The following is a 15,632-nucleotide window of genomic DNA, read 5'->3' as shown; positions in this document are numbered from 1 at the left end:
CTTTATATTCCATCATAAAAATGCCTCCTTTACCCTTACTAAGCATAACGTCTTCCCAACACCCCGTAAAGTAAAAAAATACCGCACAAAAAGTACAAAATCAGGACGGAATCAGGGAACGAACTTTGGGAGTGAACGGATGGGGGACGCGAAGTGAAAGGTGAGGCGGGGAAGCTCCGGGATGTGTGTGCCATTTCTATATCCTGTCCGTTTGCGAAGAACCCGTAAGAGAAAAAACAGGGAACTTGGAGGGTGCTTGCCGCAGTTGGCCCGAATGCCGATGCATTCGCGCCGCCGGCGGCAACGGGATTTGATTTTGTAAATCAAATCCCGCCCTCCAAGTTCCCTGTTTTTTCTCTAACGGGTTCTAACGCACACTCTACGGATTTAGAAATGGCACACACATCCCGGAGCTTCCCCGCCTCACCTTTCACTTCGCTGGGTTCATCAGATCGGGAGGAAAGTCATTCCCTGCGGGAATTCCGGAACGGAAGCAGCGGATTTGTATCGTCTGCACGTATGTCTTATTGATATGGTAAGGTTATCTGCCGAGTCGCCGCACCCATCCGCCGCTCCCGAAAACGCTCTCCATAACAGCGCCCCTCCCCATTGGATGCGTCCAGCCTGTGCGGACCGTGTCTCCTGCCGCAGCGGGAAACTTCCATGCCCCTTTTTCAGCTGCATAGAGTGCGCTATAGTGCCACTTGATAAAAACCACACCGGATTGGGAGGCTAAATGCTGCTTCCGAAGCAGCATTTAAGGCGGCCTGAGCCGCGCAATTCATCAGAATTGCACGGTGAATGCCGCCGGTGTCTCCCAATCCGGTGTGGTTTTTATCTAGTGGCACTTAGCAAACGGACCGCAGCGAAAAAGGGGCATGGAAGTTTCCCGCTGCGGCAGGAGACACGGTCCGCACAGGCGACCTCCCCCTCCTAAATCCCCACCTCCGCTTTAATAATATCCACATAGCGTTTGGCTTTTGTTGTATCGTTATTTATTGTATATACGTCCCGCTGTGTTATTTCCAGTTTACACCCCTCGGATGCCTTCAGGGTTTTGCGTATACTTTCGCGTACCGCTTCTTCATCCAGCACGGTTCCTACCCCCAGGTAATTCGGAGAGGGTTTCCGGTGGAAGATTGTTTTGCTGCCTTTGAGCCGCTCTCCCATGTATTCTTCGTTGCACCATGGGGAGATGGATACTTTTCTCAGGTTTTCCAGCTTAGAAATGCAGTTTTCCCAGATCGGATCCACCGGTTCACAGCATCCGTAGGAAAGAAGGCCGTACTGTTCGGATATCTTCTTGTAACAGGGAAAAATAAACTCTTCGAACATTTCCGGGGACAGGCCCACTGTTTCCTGTGAATCCATGAATCCCCATACATCCCGTGTTGTCAGAGGACGGATTTTTGCCACGTCCTCACCAGGCAGTTCGTGGTTGTAGCACCAGCTGCCCTGTCCCAGTCCTTCTCCTGCGACTGTCGGCAGAATCAGATGCTTTTCCTCCAGCATTCGATAATAAGCAAGTGTATCGTCTGCAATCCGATTCATCATTTCTTTGAAAAGCTCCGGATAGTCGTATATATTGAACATCATATTTTCCATCTTCATAAAATGGACAATCATCTGTGTCGGTACGCTGTACAGACAATCCATCTGTAGTTTTACCGGCAGGATATCCCCAAATGATTCCTCCAGGGCACTTTTTTTCAACATGGTTGATTCTATATTCACACCGTAGTCTGTTGCTTTCAGTTTTTCGTAATCATCCTCAAGGTCTTCTACGACTGATACGAATTCATGGCCCAGGGAACCAACACTGTTGTGTTTTTCGATCGGAATATTGAATAAGGTGAAATGAGTATCATATGTCAGCGGATAATAGTCCGGCGTTACGCGGTCATCATCAAACAGCTCCTGGTTCAAAAAATTGCAGTATAGATTTGTTTCCACTTCCCGTGCAAATTCCCCTTTGCACTGCAGACGCTGCGGAATAATTTCCTGTGCAAATGTCCACATTTCCAGATGAATCATGGGACGTTTTCCCTGAAGTGAGTTGTGATCCGTCCATTCCTGGATTCTCTTTTTATTTTTATCTGCCTGAGAGTATTCGTATTGTTTCTTAGCCAGTTCCCTTATAATTTCACGATCTTCTGAATTGATTTTATATCTTTCCATTCTGTTTCTCCTTTTCTTATTCACTGCCGGTATTCTTTATTCCGGAACAATTGAACTATCATCATTACATTCTTATCTTACACTTCCCCCACTCGCCCGGCATTAGATTTCTTTGCCTATTTATATCAAAATATTGCTCTTTAAGTGCTTGACAATTTTTAAAACTGCCCCTATAATTATCGAAACTTTACAAAATATTACATTGCTGTTATTTTAGAAAGGCGGGGCATATGAATCATTCATTAAGCAGCGGCGTTTCAGACAATTCCACTATCTTTTTCCACACTCCCACTAACTGTATTCCTGAATTTCTCTATTTTCCTCTCTGTATGGGGCATTTTTACTGTGACTCCAGGTATAAAGTAGACAGACGCAGCTACGATAGTTTTCTGCTCCTCTATACAAAAGGGGGCAAGGGTCTGATCAAAGCGGACGGAATCACCAGGGAACTGCTTCCCGGAGAGGTATGTCTCATTGATTGTTACCGTCCCCATCTCTATCAGTCCTCTGAAGCCTGGGAGCTGAAATGGATTCATTTTGACAGTGGAAACAGCCGTGCCTTTTTCGAATATCTAAAAGGGGATATGCCTTTCGTTCATATGCTTTTGGAAAATCCCGCCCAATTCGAGAATACCTGGAGGCGTTTATATGAAACGCTTTTAAAAAAGGACAGTATGAATGAGCTGCTGATTTCTCAGGATATCTCTCAGCTGCTCACTCTGCTCGGGCTCTCGAAAGAGCGGCGCGAAAGACAGAATGCTGCCTCTGACTTTATGGACATATCGCTGAAATATATTCACCGCCATCTGGACGAGGATATTTCTCTGAATACACTTGCCGCCCATGTATCTCTGAGTCCGTTCTATTTCACAAGAAAGTTTAAAGAAGAAACAGGATATACCCCTTATCGATATATCCTGATATCACGTATCAATCTTGCAAAATTTTATCTGAAAAGCAGCCATGAATCCGTCAAAAATATAGGTTTCAGCTGCGGCTTTCACAGCGAACACAGTTTCTGTACCACCTTTAAAAAAGAAGTCGGTGTGACACCAACAGAATACAGATACTATTCGAAATAATGGCTGCCTGCATTCCTGTTCCTTACTGAGGAACTTTTTCCATCATAATACGTGACCAGTTCTTCGCAACCTCCATAATGCCCTCCAGCGTAGGGTGAACCAGATCCTCCGATATATAATCCTCACGGTCTAATAATTTCAGTCCATCCGTAAAAATCAGATGCTCTGATGCATAGTTCTCAACAATTTTCCTGTAAACTTTAATGTTTTCCTGATTTATTAAATTATTTCCAAAGATATTTGTACAGTATATATTCCTTGAATCCGCAGCCAGCACTTTAATAAAGTCTCCGGCTCTCTTTTCGAACAAATCACTGGTAAACCTGCTATCTATCATATTGACCCCCAGCTCCACAGACGCAAAATCCCAGTCTTTCCGGGATACAATATATTCTGCCATCTCCCGCTCCAGGAATGCAGTTCCTGCAAAGCCCAGATTCAGATAATCGGTCCCCAGCCTGCGGGCGATCTGAAAAGGATAGGAACAGGGCTGTATCAGTGCGAGGCTGCCATGGGTAATAGATGAGCCATAGGCAAGATATGTCTTTTGCGGAAGGTCCGATTTTTGCGGAGGTTCCACATCCCCACTGATTTCTTTAAAATAACAGGTTCCATATGGCAGTATGATCCTTACCACTTCAGGATCAAAAGGCAGCTTTCTTTTCTCTGTAATCTTTTTCAGGACTTCTATATTCTCAGCTTTTGTGATTTCAATTGTTGTACCGTCTTCTCCAAGCGCTGCACAAGAGTGCTGCCATCCACCCTGAAAAGAACCATAAAAAAGGAGCGCAGTCTGAGCTTCCGGGTCTTTATCTGCACTCAATGTGATCTTTACAGAATCGCTGCGCATCCTGAACCGGATCTCCACCCCCGACGTAAAACGACAGGACCTGTCTCTTGCACCTTCATTTAATTTTTCCGAAACAAAAGAAGGAATACGCTGCATCGCATACCCCTTCTCACATTCTATGATTTCTTCCACATTATGGAATTCCATATTTTTGAATATCATGCTGTTTTCCTCCTCTTCCACTGTGCTTTTACTTTAACACCGTAAAAAGAGTAAAGAAACTACAAGATCCGTTCAAATTTTATAATAAGTGAACATAACAGCCCTTAATTAACATTATTGCGACCGCCGCTGGCGCGAGTTTCGCAAGCGAAATCCTATCTTGTATGCCGGGGCGCAGCCGCAGTTCCTCAGAGCTGTCCTTATTCAGAAATTTTCAACAGTGCCTCCGCTTTCATCAGACCGGTTTCATATCGTTCTATTTTGTCGTTCAGCCGGTCCAGCGATTCCTGCATCTCGGCCATCCTGTCCATCAGCTGGCTGCGCTGCTCCACAAGAATTGTTTTTCTGGCCTCAATTGTTTCGTCCCCTTTTCGGAACAGGGCTACATACTCGATCAAAGCCTCAATCTGAACTCCCGCCTTGCGCATACATTTCATCAGTTCAATCCAGCGGCAGGAGTCCTCATCGTAATTCCTGATCCCGCCCTTCGTTCTCGGCACCGGCGGTATCAACCCGATCCGCTCATAATATCTGAGCGTATCTGCCGTGATATCATATCTTTTACTCACTTCTGCAATCGTCATCTTACCTGTCTCCTTTTTTGTTATGGATCTCATCCATACTGCCGGAACGGAATCCTTCCAAATCCAGTGCGACATACTGATACCCCAGCTTTTTCAAGTGCCCTGTAATCTCTTCACGATGCACCAGCACCTGCCCCAATGAATCCTGGTCAACCTCAATCCGGGCAAGGTTATCCTGTACACGCAGCCGTACGTTATAAAATCCCAGTGACCGGATATAGTTTTCTCCCAGTTCTGCCGCTTTCATTTTCTCTCTGTCCAGCCTTGTTCCATACGGAAAACGTGTTGCCATACATGGTGCCGCCGGACGTTCTGCCACCGAAATGCCGAACTCTGCGGCCAGTCTGCGTACCTCTGCTTTTGTCATTTCTGCCTCCGCCAGCGGACTTCCGATTCTCAGCTCCCGGATTGCCTGAATACCAGGACGGTACATTGTAAGGTCGTCGGCGTTCGTCCCTTCCAGTATTCTGCTAATTCCCCTCTGTAAGGCTTTTTCACGTATTTTTGTGAACAGCAGTTTTTTACAGAGATAACATCTATTCACAGGATTCATCTCAATTCCCGCTTCTTCAAGTTCATCTACATAAAGCACCTCGTGAAACGAACCAGTTTCTTTAGCTACTTTTTCAGCAATATTTAAATCTTCCAGTGTATGCAGTTCCGTTTGAATTGTCATAGCATATACATTCTTTCCCTGCTTTTTGGCACACTCGCAGGCTAGTTTAAGAAGCAGGCTGCTGTCCGCTCCACCGGAAAATGCAACGGCAATATCCTCTTTGCAATAATCCTCCATCAGTGTCAGCAGAACTTTACGCTTCTTATCATATATCGCATCTTCTTCCTGTACTTCCTTATACATTTCCATCGCATTCCCTCACGATCAGCCGGTATACCTCCTGCCATGACATACCTTTTTCCCGGCTCAGTGCAGCCACGCTGTCATACTCGGGATAAATTCTTTTGCCCGATGGAAGCGTGCATATTTTGACAGATGCTTTTCCGAGAGAGGTCGTAACTTCTTTTTGTTCGCGCTTTAAGAGCGTACGCTTCATCTTCACCCTGCGGATTCCAATCGTCGTTGTTTCCATAAAGATAATCTCTTCCAGCTTTTCGATATCCGCTTCTGCACAGATAACATTGAGCTGCTGGGCAGGGCGGTTCTTTTTCATATAAATCGGGGTAAAATACGCATCTCTGGCCCCTTCTTCCAGAAGCCTCTGCATTACATAGGCTAATGCCTCCCCCGAACAGTCATCTATGTTGCTCTCCAACTTATACATCCAGTCTTTATCAGTCTCCGTCTCCTGAATCAGCATAGCACGGAGCAGGCTTGGCCTCTCATAAGTTCTTTTCCCTGCCCCCATACCGGTTTTCAGAATTGTAAACTTCTCAGGAAGTTTATCTTTTGTTCTAATTGCAGCTACAATCGCCGCTCCGGTCGGAGTTACAAATTCGCCTTCCATATGATTGATATGAAGCGTCAGTTCATGTTTCTGCACGATTGCCAAAACAGCCGGGACCGGGACAGGTATCATACCGTGCTGACAACGGACAAAACCGGTTCCTTCATTCAGAACAGGAACCACAACCTCCTCAATATCCAGATTGTCCAGACATACTGCAGCAGCAACAATATCAACGATGGAATCCACAGCACCAACCTCATGAAAGTGCACCTGATCGATGGACACACCATGGGCTTTTGACTCGGCCTCCGCCAGAATCTCAAAAATACGCACCGCTGTCTTTCTGGCACCCTCAGTAATCTCAGCGTTCTTTATAATCACCATTACATCCGCCAGTCCTCTGTGTTCATGACTATGCTGATGTGAATGTCCATTTGCATGGCTGTGTTCATGTCCGTGTTCTTCTATATGTATATGGCTATGATTATGTTCGTCCTCATGCATATGGCTGTGATTATGTTCGCCTCCATTTATGCAGCTGTGCTCATGACTGCGGCTCATTTTACAGCCGGATTCATGAGTATGAGGTTCCTCATCCCTGCCATGCAGATATTCCATATCGTGATCGTGATTTTCATGCTCTGCATCCAGAAGTACTGAAAAATCGCAGGCATCTAAACCGCTTTTTGAGACTCTGCTGATTTTTACCTGATATCCAGGCAAGTTCAGACTGTCAAGTGCTTTTCTAAGCACTTCCTGATCTGCTCCCAGATCCAGCATGGCTGCTGTAAACATATCCCCGCTGATTCCTGACGCACATTCTAAATATAATTCCCGGCTCATTTCTTTCCCCCCAGTCTGTTAATTTGTGTAGCGATATAACCTGCTCCATATCCATTATCAATATTGACAACAGCGATTCCATTTGCACAGGAATTAATCATTGTTAAAAGGGCTGACAGCCCATGAAAATTGGCTCCATATCCTACAGATGTAGGAACGGCAATTACCGGCTTGTCCACAAGACCGCCCATAACACTGGCCAGAGCCCCTTCCATGCCTGCCACGGCAACCACGCAATTTGCGCTCTGAATCACATCCAGACGGGACATCAGCCGGTGAATGCCGCTGACACCCACATCATATATCCGTTCTACAAAACTCCCAAAATACTCTGCTGTCTGTGCCGCCTCTTCTGCCACAGGAATATCTGCTGTACCTGCAGTGCATACGGCGATTTTGCCCACATGTTCCTTCTGTTTGTTCTCTATTTTCATAATCCGGGAAATCGGATCATACTCAAGTTCAGGAAGCGTTTTCTTCAGTACCTCATACTGTTCAGCTGTAGCTCTGGTACCGAACACCTCCCCCTCTTCCCCGTATAGTTTCTGATAAATATGAAGCAGATGTTCCGTAGCCTTACCGCTGCAGAATATTACCTCCGGAAATCCAGAGCGCAGCTTCCTGTGAGTATCCAGTTTGGCATACCCCAGTTCCTCAAAGGGTTCGCGGCGAAAATACTGCTCTGCCTCCTCCACAGACACCTCCCCGCTTTTCACTTTTTCCAACATTTCATGAGCATCCATCATTCTCTCCTCCGTCCATAATTACTGTCCTTATCTATTATAACTGTTTTTATGCATAATTGTTATTTTCTATCATAAATAATACCACTTTCTCAAAACATTCTGTCCCTGCATATATTTCAATTATACCCCTGCTGAAAACAGAATAGTATTTATAGCAATCGCACTATATAAAGAATACCATCTGGAGTTAACTACAAGTCAAGACTTTCTCCTGAACCTTTCTGAACCTTTCGTAAAATATATAAATCATTCGTAAAACATTCCATATAATTACAAAATAATCATAACTAAGTTATCTAGTGAGAAAGTGGACAAACCGGAAAATGTTCATGAGAATGGAATGAGAGACAAAGAAAAATATCCTTTTACATAGCGAATAAAATCAGTCTATTTATACCTTTATACCTCCATGCTCACCCTATCACGGTTCCATCCCCCTTTCCCGTCGACGCTTTCACCTCTTGTTCCCCTCCGTCCGGATGCGCCCAGCCTTCCTGAAATGCTAAGCGGGATGCCCCGGGACAAAAGAGGATGGTTTCTAGGTGCGGACTCTACGCATCCAGAAACCATCCTCTTTTGTCCCGGGGCATCCCGCTTAGCATTTCAGGAAGGCGTCCCTCCGCCCCCTCAAACTACCCGAGTCGTCCAACGGGTGCAGTCCCAGACTTCCTGGACGATATCCTGATAGAATTCGGGTTCATGGCAGATCAGCAGGATTGTCCCTCTGTATTCCTTCAGCGCCTCTTTCAGCGCCTCCTTTGCCTCCACATCCAGGTGGTTGGTCGGCTCATCGAGCATCAGCACATTGTTCTCCCGGTTGATCAGTTTGCACAGACGCACCTTTGCCTGCTCCCCGCCGCTCAGAACCCGGACCTGGCTCTCTATATGCTTCGTAGTCAGGCCGCATTTTGCCAGCGCAGAACGCACTTCATACTGGGTAAAGGAAGGAAATTCGCTCCAGATCTCTTCGATACAAGTTGTCCTGTTGTTCCCGTCCCCTTCCTGTTCAAAATACCCGACAGATAGATTTTCACCCAGTTCACAGCTTCCCTTCAGCGGTTTCACAAGTCCCATAATACTACGGATCAACGTTGTCTTACCAATCCCATTGGCACCGGTCAGCGCAATCTTCTGCCCTCTCTCCAGGGAAATATCCAGCGGTTTTGATAATGGCTCATCATATCCAATCACAAAATCTTTTGTTTCAAATATATATTTTCCCGGTGTGCGCCCCTGTTTAAAATGAAATTCCGGCTTCGGACGTTCTGCTGCCAGCTCTATAACATCCATTTTATCCAGCTTTTTCTGGCGGGACATTGCCATATTCCTTGTGGAAACCCTCGCCTTATTACGTGCGACAAAATCTTTCAGCTGGCTGATCTCCTGCTGCTGCCTCTTGTATGCAGCCTCCAGCTGAGACTTTTTCACCTCATAAACTCTCTGGAAGTCCTCATAATTTCCCACATAACGGTCCAGACTCTGATTCTCCATATGATAAATAATATTGACTACTTCATCCAGAAACGGAATATCATGTGAAATCAGTATAAACGCATTCTCATACTCAGTCAGATACCGTTTCAGCCAGTTGATATGCTCCTCATCCAAATAGTTTGTCGGCTCGTCCAGCAGCAGAATGTCAGGTTTTTCCAGCAGCAGTTTCCCAAGCAGAATCCTGGTCCTCTGTCCGCCGCTCAGCTCCGTTACATCCCGCTCCAGTCCCAGCTCCAGCAATCCAAGGGCACGCGCCACTTCTTCCACTTTGGCGTCAATGACATAAAAATCATGCAGTGTCAGCGTATCTTGAATCGTTCCCAGCTCCTCCATCAGACGCTCCATCTCATCCGCATCCGCCTCTCCCAGGCTGTCACAGATTTGATTCATCTTCTCCTCCAGCTCAAAGAGATAAGAAAATGCCGTCTTCAGGACATCCCGAACCGTCATTCCCTTTTCCAGGACCGTATGCTGATCCAGATAGCCAACTCTGATATCCTTTGCCCACTCAACCTTTCCTTCATCCGGCCGAAGTTTTCCAATCACAATATTTAAAAATGTAGATTTGCCTTCCCCATTTGCCCCAATCAGACCAATATGCTCGCCCCGGAGCAGTCGGAATGAAACATCCTGAAAAATAGCACGATCCCCAAACCCATGCGAAAGATGCTCAACATTTAAGATACTCATACAAAATCTCCTTTACAATTCCTAATGAATCCGGTTCATATCCCAGGCAACATGCACTTCTGCAATATAACTGCAGACCCACCCGCTGGGCATGAATTACGGGGTGCTATCAGGTATATTATTTTGCCCTCACCCCAAAACCCGTCTATCCATTATATATGTAAAGCGGATCGAACTCAACATGAATCTATGATTATTTTTTCGGATTATTTATCCGGATTATTTATCCTAATATTTTCGCCGGGGAACTCCAAAACAAAAAGGAAGCATTTAAGGTATAAATGAATTCTTCTTAATGTTAATAACTATTACGTTCCCTGGACTGTCCACTATCTTACGGACTTAGCAAACCTCTCATAATACCTCCGGGACTCTTCCTGATTCAATGAGAAGCCCTTTGTCAGCTTATCCAGAATTTTTTCCTTACAATATCCTTCTTCCAAATAATCCTGCACCATTACTTTAATTCCCTTTTCAATTCCTTCTTCTACGCCATCCTGATATAAATCTTCCAATGCTTTACACATATTCACAGTACCTCCCGCTTTCGCCTTTACTGCTTTCAAATGCTGTTCTGATCCCAACATTGCACGAACGGCATTATAAGAATCCTGATCAACCTGTGCAAAATATGATCTGTTATTCTGCACATAGCTTCTCATTCCCTCTTTGTTTTTTCTATATTTTAACATGCCGAATATGATCTGTAAATCTGTTTGAAAACACTCCAGGTTTTCCAGTTTCTTTGGATCTATCAGGTTAATCCTGTAATTTGGCACATATTTTTTCAGCATTCTGTAGTCTATCCGATCCAGTCCCAGAAGTCCATGCAAATCCAGGCTCCCGTCCCATTCATCTTCTCCATAATAAAAAACAATATTCAAGACAGGCGACAATAAATCCATCTTTTTCATCCCGGAAATAAACTCGGCTGATTCTTTTATATCCTTCTTTTCCCTGTGATTTTTCCGCAGGGCATTGACCTGATCCACATAGCTCAAGGCATCATACAGCATCTCCCGCACAGGCATAGCATAATGAATCTCATCCTGGTTCTCACACGCCAGCACCACAATCCTTGTGCCGTCAACCGCTCTCATCATAATGTCGCGGTATCTCTGAACCGCAATTTCTTTCCCATCTGTTTTCTTAAGGACCAGCCCCTGGTCCCCATCTTCAAGCGATATATTTTCTGCTGTAAAGACCTGCCTTCCCTGATAAAGAGAACCGTTTATTAAATCAGCGAAGCGTCCCTTATCTGAGAGCCAGTGTTTCATATATACATTATTTTTCCCCATATTCAATTTTCTCCTTGTCAGTCTTTCTCCGTTGAAAACGCTTGATACCATCGACAAGTATCACTCTTCCAATACGTATCACCTTCCTGTTACTTTTTTATATTTTTCTTTTTCAAACATGAATTATCCGGCGAATCTGCCTGAAAGAATGAGATTGATAATCTCATCTGTTAATGAATATAAAGAATGTTTGAAATGTACCCCCATGATTGTTTTCTGGGTATGTTTACTTTATCATATTTTTTATTTTGTTACAAATAAAATATCTATAAATACGCACATTATATGCTCTAATACAGTTTTTGGATGTACTAGTACATCGTAAAATAAGTAACTGACTCTTAAGCTGAGATAAATTTTTGAGAGTGCTGCTTCACAAACGCAGGCGTAGTGGGCTACGCTGAGGCTTGGGGAGCAGTGCTATCGAAAATTTAGGTCTGCTTAAGTGGCAGTTAATTATTAGACGATGTACTAGGCACTGCTCCAAAAACTTTTGCCAGAGATAGAAAGGAATCTCTCTATCTGACGATTTATAGAATTATGTTCTTTTTCTTAGTATAGGCCTATCGATACACTTATTATTGAGCAGGCTTTTAAGCAAAAGAATAGAATTTCATTTACCGAATAGTTAGTAACACCTCCGCTTTCATTTAACAGAGCTTCTATTTAAATATCTGTATGCTCCTTATATGGCTCCCGCCTGTTCTGGCAGTTCGTTCGTTTACACAAAGAGCAGGTCACAAATTCTTTATCCGAAGGAAACAAAACACCAGACACTGATTTCGTAGGATGCATCAGATAACTGGCCGTCAGTACGACTCCCGTGTCTTCGGTCACATTTTCCAGCAATTCGAACAGCGGTCTTTGCTGGGCAATGGGCCAGGTATCCAGATTCCCTGAACCGGGACCCATGGAAGATAGTTTTGGAATCCCATAGCGTTCACATAAAGCTGTCTGAAATTGTATCCGGGCTTCCCCCAGAATCATCTCCTTTAAAATATCCAGCCATAGATTGACTATGTAGTCTTTTTCCTTACGGCTCCACTCATCCACTTCTGTTCCGCACGTTACAACATAGGCAAATACATGATGTACATCTTTCAGACGCGCAGCAAGAACCTTACTATGGAATTCCTTTCCCTCAATCTGAACAGTATCGTCTTCTATCCCGTTCACCTTGCATATTCTGTACAGAGCCTTGGGGCATGCAATTGCCAGAGCCTCAGCCAGTTTCTTCCGCATCAGTTCCACATCTTCTTCATCAGCAAGACACAGCCTTTTTGTCAGCTCATCTAACGGAATCTGGATTTGAAAACCGTCCATTATAAAGCGTTCCATTTTAAGTACCTCCTGTTTTTTGTTTTCTACTGGTTTATCTGTTCCCATTTTAACACAAATCCTAAATAAAATTAGGACGTGTTTGATAATTTATGTATATGGTTCATTGGCTGCTTTTCGTTGTGGCTCCGATGCTGTACAGTACATGCACAGCATGGTCTGAACCGTAACTACTTCTCCCAATTGGCTATATACAAGAATTGTCAAACACGCCCTGATGCTTTTCTTTGTTTAAAGAGTAATGAAGGATATACCTTTTCCTTATTATTTTTCCTGCTTATCCAGGACCTTTCTCCTGAACACCCGTACCGACACCAGATAGATCAGTGTGAATACAACCAGTATGGACGCTGCGCTATACAGATTCACGCGGAGCAAATCTTCTTTCATTACATTTCCCAGCGCCCGGATCGCAAACCAGGAGGACACTGCCATGAGTACGAAAGGACAATAATAAGTGAAACGAATCTCGTTTTTCATAGACTTGTACAGTGTGTCCTCGCCGATCCCAAGTTTGCGCAGAACCCGGTACCTCTCGCCGTCTTCGTAGGCATCATTATTCAGTTTGATGAAGATAATGCTGCCTCCTGCAAGGATCAGTGTTACAAACATGAACACGCAAAGAGAGTACATGACGCGGATCCAGGCCTCTGTGTTGTTCTCAGAGCCGGAAAAGTTGACCCCTACCTGCATCTGTCCGTTTTCATCTGTTTCAGCGAGACTCTTCAGATAAGGCCGGGATGCGTCAGCATTGGAAGTATCCTCAATCTTATAGTTATACATGTGCAGAAGTGTACCCATGGGTTCCAGTTCTTTATATACCTCGTCATTAAGTACATAAATATCCATCTGTTCCTGCATGGTACCCAGGAACGCTGTATCCTCTTCTGCGATAACACGGTAAGTGGAATCCCCGATCTGTACATCCTTTGCATCCTGCCCTGCAAGACTCATCAGTATAATGTGCGAAAGCTTGATCGCTTCATCCTTTTTCAATTCGGTGTATTCGAAAGGAAGGCCTGCCTGTTCAGCAATATTTTTTACCTGGGAAAAAGGTATGATACCGTACGTAAAGTTTGTATATTTGGTATGGAACATACTGGGGTCCAGAATCAGATAGGACGCCTCCGCCTTGTATTCCACCTTATTATTCTGAGATATTCCCGCTTCGATCTCTTCCATATCCATCTCATGTGAACTAACTACCTGATATGTGAAAGTATCTTGAAAGTGCACCATCTTATCGTAGCGCTGTTTCATGGCAATGGCTGTCCCCAGTACCGTCACGGAACAAATCATCAGAATCGTTACCATGGCATATGTGCGGTAATTTCTCCGGATCCTGAATGCCAGATTATTCACCCAGAGACTCCGCTGCTTATGATACAGGAAATGCTTGTTCCTGGTCAACCTTCTGATAAAAAACGGAATTGCACCGCCAAACAGCAGGTATACCCCTACAATTACCAGTATGACTGCCATCAGTGTATACCCCAGGGTATCCAGATCACCTGTTTTTATTGCACATACATAACCTGCTGCCAGAACAGCCACACCTGCCACAGATTTCAAGGCGGCCAGCCCTCCCTTTTCCGGTTTCATTTCTTCCTGTTTTGCGCCAGAAAGCATGTTCAGCACGCTGCTTCTTGTAATTGACACATAACCTTTCAGTATCATCAGACCGAATATAACAAAAAATACAGCCGATGTGATCAGTATAGGTTTTACAGAAAAAGAAAAACGGATATCTACGCTGATTTCCGAAAGTTTCATCAGCAGCATTTGAAATAATTTTGAAAATACAGCCCCTGTCAGCAGTCCTGCCAGCAGAGAGAATATGCCGATAAATAACGCCTCCAGCGCATACATTTTCCCAATACGCACGTTATCCAGCCCCATAAATGTATAGATCCCGATCTCTTTTTTCCGCTGATTCAGAAATACATTTGTGGCATACCAGATAAAGAAGAATAAGAATACCCCAAAAACTACGGATGCCGCATGTACGACCATGTCAATGTAGTCTTTTTTCATGCTGTTCAGAACATCCATCGAGTCAGAATAAAGAATATTCTGAAAGTTAAAAAATATAAAAACGGAAAATGCGAGGGATATAATCAATGCCGCATATTCCCGCACGCTTCTTTTAAAGTTGGAAAATGCCAGTCTGCACAAACTCATCTACCGCTCACCTCCCATGGACGCAAGCAGTTCCATAATCTCTTCGTAAAAGACTTTTCTGTCCCCCATACTGTTCAGCCTGCACTGTACCTGGCCGTCGGAGAGCATGTAGACCTGCTTTGCGTAACTTGCCGTATAGGCATCATGTGTCACCATCAGAATCGTAGCGCGCCCGGAGTCATTTGCCGCTTTCAGACTCATAAGCAGATCCCGGCTGGACCTGGAGTCAAGCGCTCCGGTCGGCTCATCAGCAAAGATAATCTTCGGTTCTGTGATCAATGCCCGGGCACTCGCACCTCTCTGCTTCTGTCCTCCCGACAGCTGATATGGGTATTTGGAAAGATGTTCCTCCAGCTGGAAAAGCTTTGCCATGTTCTGGACCCGTTTCTGCACCTCACGGCTCTTTACCCCGTTCAGGGACAACGGAAGAGCAATATTGTCTTCCAGAGTCATATTGTCAAGCAGATTATACTCCTGGAAAATGAAACCGATTTTATCCCTGCGTATCACTGACAGACGCTTATTGTCCGCCTTTGTCACGTCCTCCCCGTCCAAAAAGATCTGCCCCCTGGTCGGTTTGTCCAGTGTGGAGAGCATATTTAAAAGCGTTGACTTCCCGGCACCGCTTGGCCCCATGATGGCCACAAAGTCCTGCTCCTGAATATCCAGGTTAATCCCTTTCAGAACCTGGGATTCATATTCCCTTCTTCCAAAACTTTTTACAAGATTTCTGATTTCCATTATTTTCTTCATATTACGAATACCTCCTTTTATCACTAA

At 44.7% G+C, this 15,632-nt stretch carries 12 protein-coding genes; 1 reads left to right on the top strand and 11 read right to left on the bottom strand.

Annotated features, from left to right (window positions below; genetic code table 11):
• Positions 1-933 precede the first annotated feature (933 nt).
• Entirely contained in the window at positions 934-2,178 is a 1,245-nt protein-coding gene (locus HMPREF0240_RS08830) for a hypothetical protein (protein ID WP_009003092.1), read from the bottom strand.
• A 230-nt stretch (positions 2,179-2,408) separates the two neighbouring features.
• On the opposite strand from HMPREF0240_RS08830, the gene HMPREF0240_RS08825 reads away from it, so the two are divergent.
• Complete coding sequence (locus HMPREF0240_RS08825) at positions 2,409-3,260, top strand: AraC family transcriptional regulator (protein ID WP_009003091.1); 852 nt, start codon at positions 2,409-2,411, stop codon at positions 3,258-3,260.
• A 22-nt stretch (positions 3,261-3,282) separates the two neighbouring features.
• Here the strand turns inward: HMPREF0240_RS08825 and HMPREF0240_RS08820 are convergent, their stop codons facing one another.
• From HMPREF0240_RS08820 to HMPREF0240_RS08775, 10 genes are all read right to left on the bottom strand, one after another.
• Positions 3,283-4,272, bottom strand: coding sequence for a GDSL-type esterase/lipase family protein (locus HMPREF0240_RS08820; RefSeq protein WP_148486317.1), 990 nt, complete (start codon positions 4,270-4,272; stop codon positions 3,283-3,285).
• 200 nt (positions 4,273-4,472) lie between these two features.
• Positions 4,473-4,856 (bottom strand): MerR family transcriptional regulator, encoded by a 384-nt coding sequence (locus HMPREF0240_RS08815; protein WP_009003089.1) that lies wholly within the window; start codon positions 4,854-4,856, stop codon positions 4,473-4,475.
• 1 nt (position 4,857) lies between these two features.
• Positions 4,858-5,721 (bottom strand): ATP-dependent sacrificial sulfur transferase LarE, encoded by an 864-nt coding sequence (gene larE / locus HMPREF0240_RS08810; RefSeq protein WP_242833319.1) that lies wholly within the window; start codon positions 5,719-5,721, stop codon positions 4,858-4,860.
• Positions 5,708-7,105 (bottom strand): nickel pincer cofactor biosynthesis protein LarC, encoded by a 1,398-nt coding sequence (gene larC / locus HMPREF0240_RS08805; protein ID WP_009003087.1) that lies wholly within the window; start codon positions 7,103-7,105, stop codon positions 5,708-5,710. Before larC ends, larE begins: the two co-directional genes overlap by 14 nt.
• Positions 7,102-7,848, bottom strand: a complete 747-nt coding sequence (gene larB / locus HMPREF0240_RS08800) for a nickel pincer cofactor biosynthesis protein LarB (RefSeq protein ID WP_009003086.1) — start codon at positions 7,846-7,848, stop codon at positions 7,102-7,104. The genes larC and larB overlap by 4 nt, the downstream gene beginning before the upstream one ends.
• A 630-nt stretch (positions 7,849-8,478) precedes the next feature.
• Entirely contained in the window at positions 8,479-10,035 is a 1,557-nt protein-coding gene (locus HMPREF0240_RS08795; RefSeq protein WP_009003085.1) for an ABC-F family ATP-binding cassette domain-containing protein, read from the bottom strand.
• 329 nt (positions 10,036-10,364) lie between these two features.
• A complete protein-coding gene (locus tag HMPREF0240_RS08790) occupies positions 10,365-11,333 on the bottom strand; it encodes an Rpn family recombination-promoting nuclease/putative transposase (RefSeq protein ID WP_050794513.1) in 969 nt (322 codons plus the stop codon).
• A 666-nt stretch (positions 11,334-11,999) separates the two neighbouring features.
• Positions 12,000-12,671, bottom strand: a complete 672-nt coding sequence (locus HMPREF0240_RS08785; RefSeq protein WP_035312937.1) for a vitamin B12 dependent-methionine synthase activation domain-containing protein — start codon at positions 12,669-12,671, stop codon at positions 12,000-12,002.
• Between the two features lie 264 nt (positions 12,672-12,935).
• A complete protein-coding gene (locus HMPREF0240_RS08780; RefSeq protein ID WP_009003082.1) occupies positions 12,936-14,852 on the bottom strand; it encodes an ABC transporter permease in 1,917 nt (638 codons plus the stop codon).
• The gene (locus HMPREF0240_RS08775; RefSeq protein ID WP_009003081.1) at positions 14,853-15,605 is read right to left on the bottom strand and encodes an ABC transporter ATP-binding protein; all 753 of its coding nucleotides are present in this window, start codon (positions 15,603-15,605) and stop codon (positions 14,853-14,855) included. It lies immediately after the preceding gene.
• Positions 15,606-15,632: the final 27 nt, after the last annotated feature.

It is taken from the genome of Clostridium sp. D5, from assembly GCF_000190355.1.
GTDB lineage: Bacteria > Bacillota > Clostridia > Lachnospirales > Lachnospiraceae > Faecalicatena > Faecalicatena fissicatena_A.
This window is presented reverse-complemented; position numbering and strand designations above follow the sequence as displayed.

Coding starts and splice junctions, on each gene's coding strand:
- HMPREF0240_RS08830 (WP_009003092.1), bottom strand. CDS start 2,178: ATGGAAAGATATAAAATCAATTCAGAAGATCGTGAAATTATAAGGGAA.
- HMPREF0240_RS08825 (WP_009003091.1), top strand. CDS start 2,409: ATGAATCATTCATTAAGCAGCGGCGTTTCAGACAATTCCACTATCTTT.
- HMPREF0240_RS08820 (WP_148486317.1), bottom strand. CDS start 4,272: ATGATATTCAAAAATATGGAATTCCATAATGTGGAAGAAATCATAGAA.
- HMPREF0240_RS08815 (WP_009003089.1), bottom strand. CDS start 4,856: ATGACGATTGCAGAAGTGAGTAAAAGATATGATATCACGGCAGATACG.
- larE (WP_242833319.1), bottom strand. CDS start 5,721: ATGGAAATGTATAAGGAAGTACAGGAAGAAGATGCGATATATGATAAG.
- larC (WP_009003087.1), bottom strand. CDS start 7,105: ATGAGCCGGGAATTATATTTAGAATGTGCGTCAGGAATCAGCGGGGAT.
- larB (WP_009003086.1), bottom strand. CDS start 7,848: ATGGATGCTCATGAAATGTTGGAAAAAGTGAAAAGCGGGGAGGTGTCT.
- HMPREF0240_RS08795 (WP_009003085.1), bottom strand. CDS start 10,035: ATGAGTATCTTAAATGTTGAGCATCTTTCGCATGGGTTTGGGGATCGT.
- HMPREF0240_RS08790 (WP_050794513.1), bottom strand. CDS start 11,333: ATGGGGAAAAATAATGTATATATGAAACACTGGCTCTCAGATAAGGGA.
- HMPREF0240_RS08785 (WP_035312937.1), bottom strand. CDS start 12,671: ATGGAACGCTTTATAATGGACGGTTTTCAAATCCAGATTCCGTTAGAT.
- HMPREF0240_RS08780 (WP_009003082.1), bottom strand. CDS start 14,852: ATGAGTTTGTGCAGACTGGCATTTTCCAACTTTAAAAGAAGCGTGCGG.
- HMPREF0240_RS08775 (WP_009003081.1), bottom strand. CDS start 15,605: ATGAAGAAAATAATGGAAATCAGAAATCTTGTAAAAAGTTTTGGAAGA.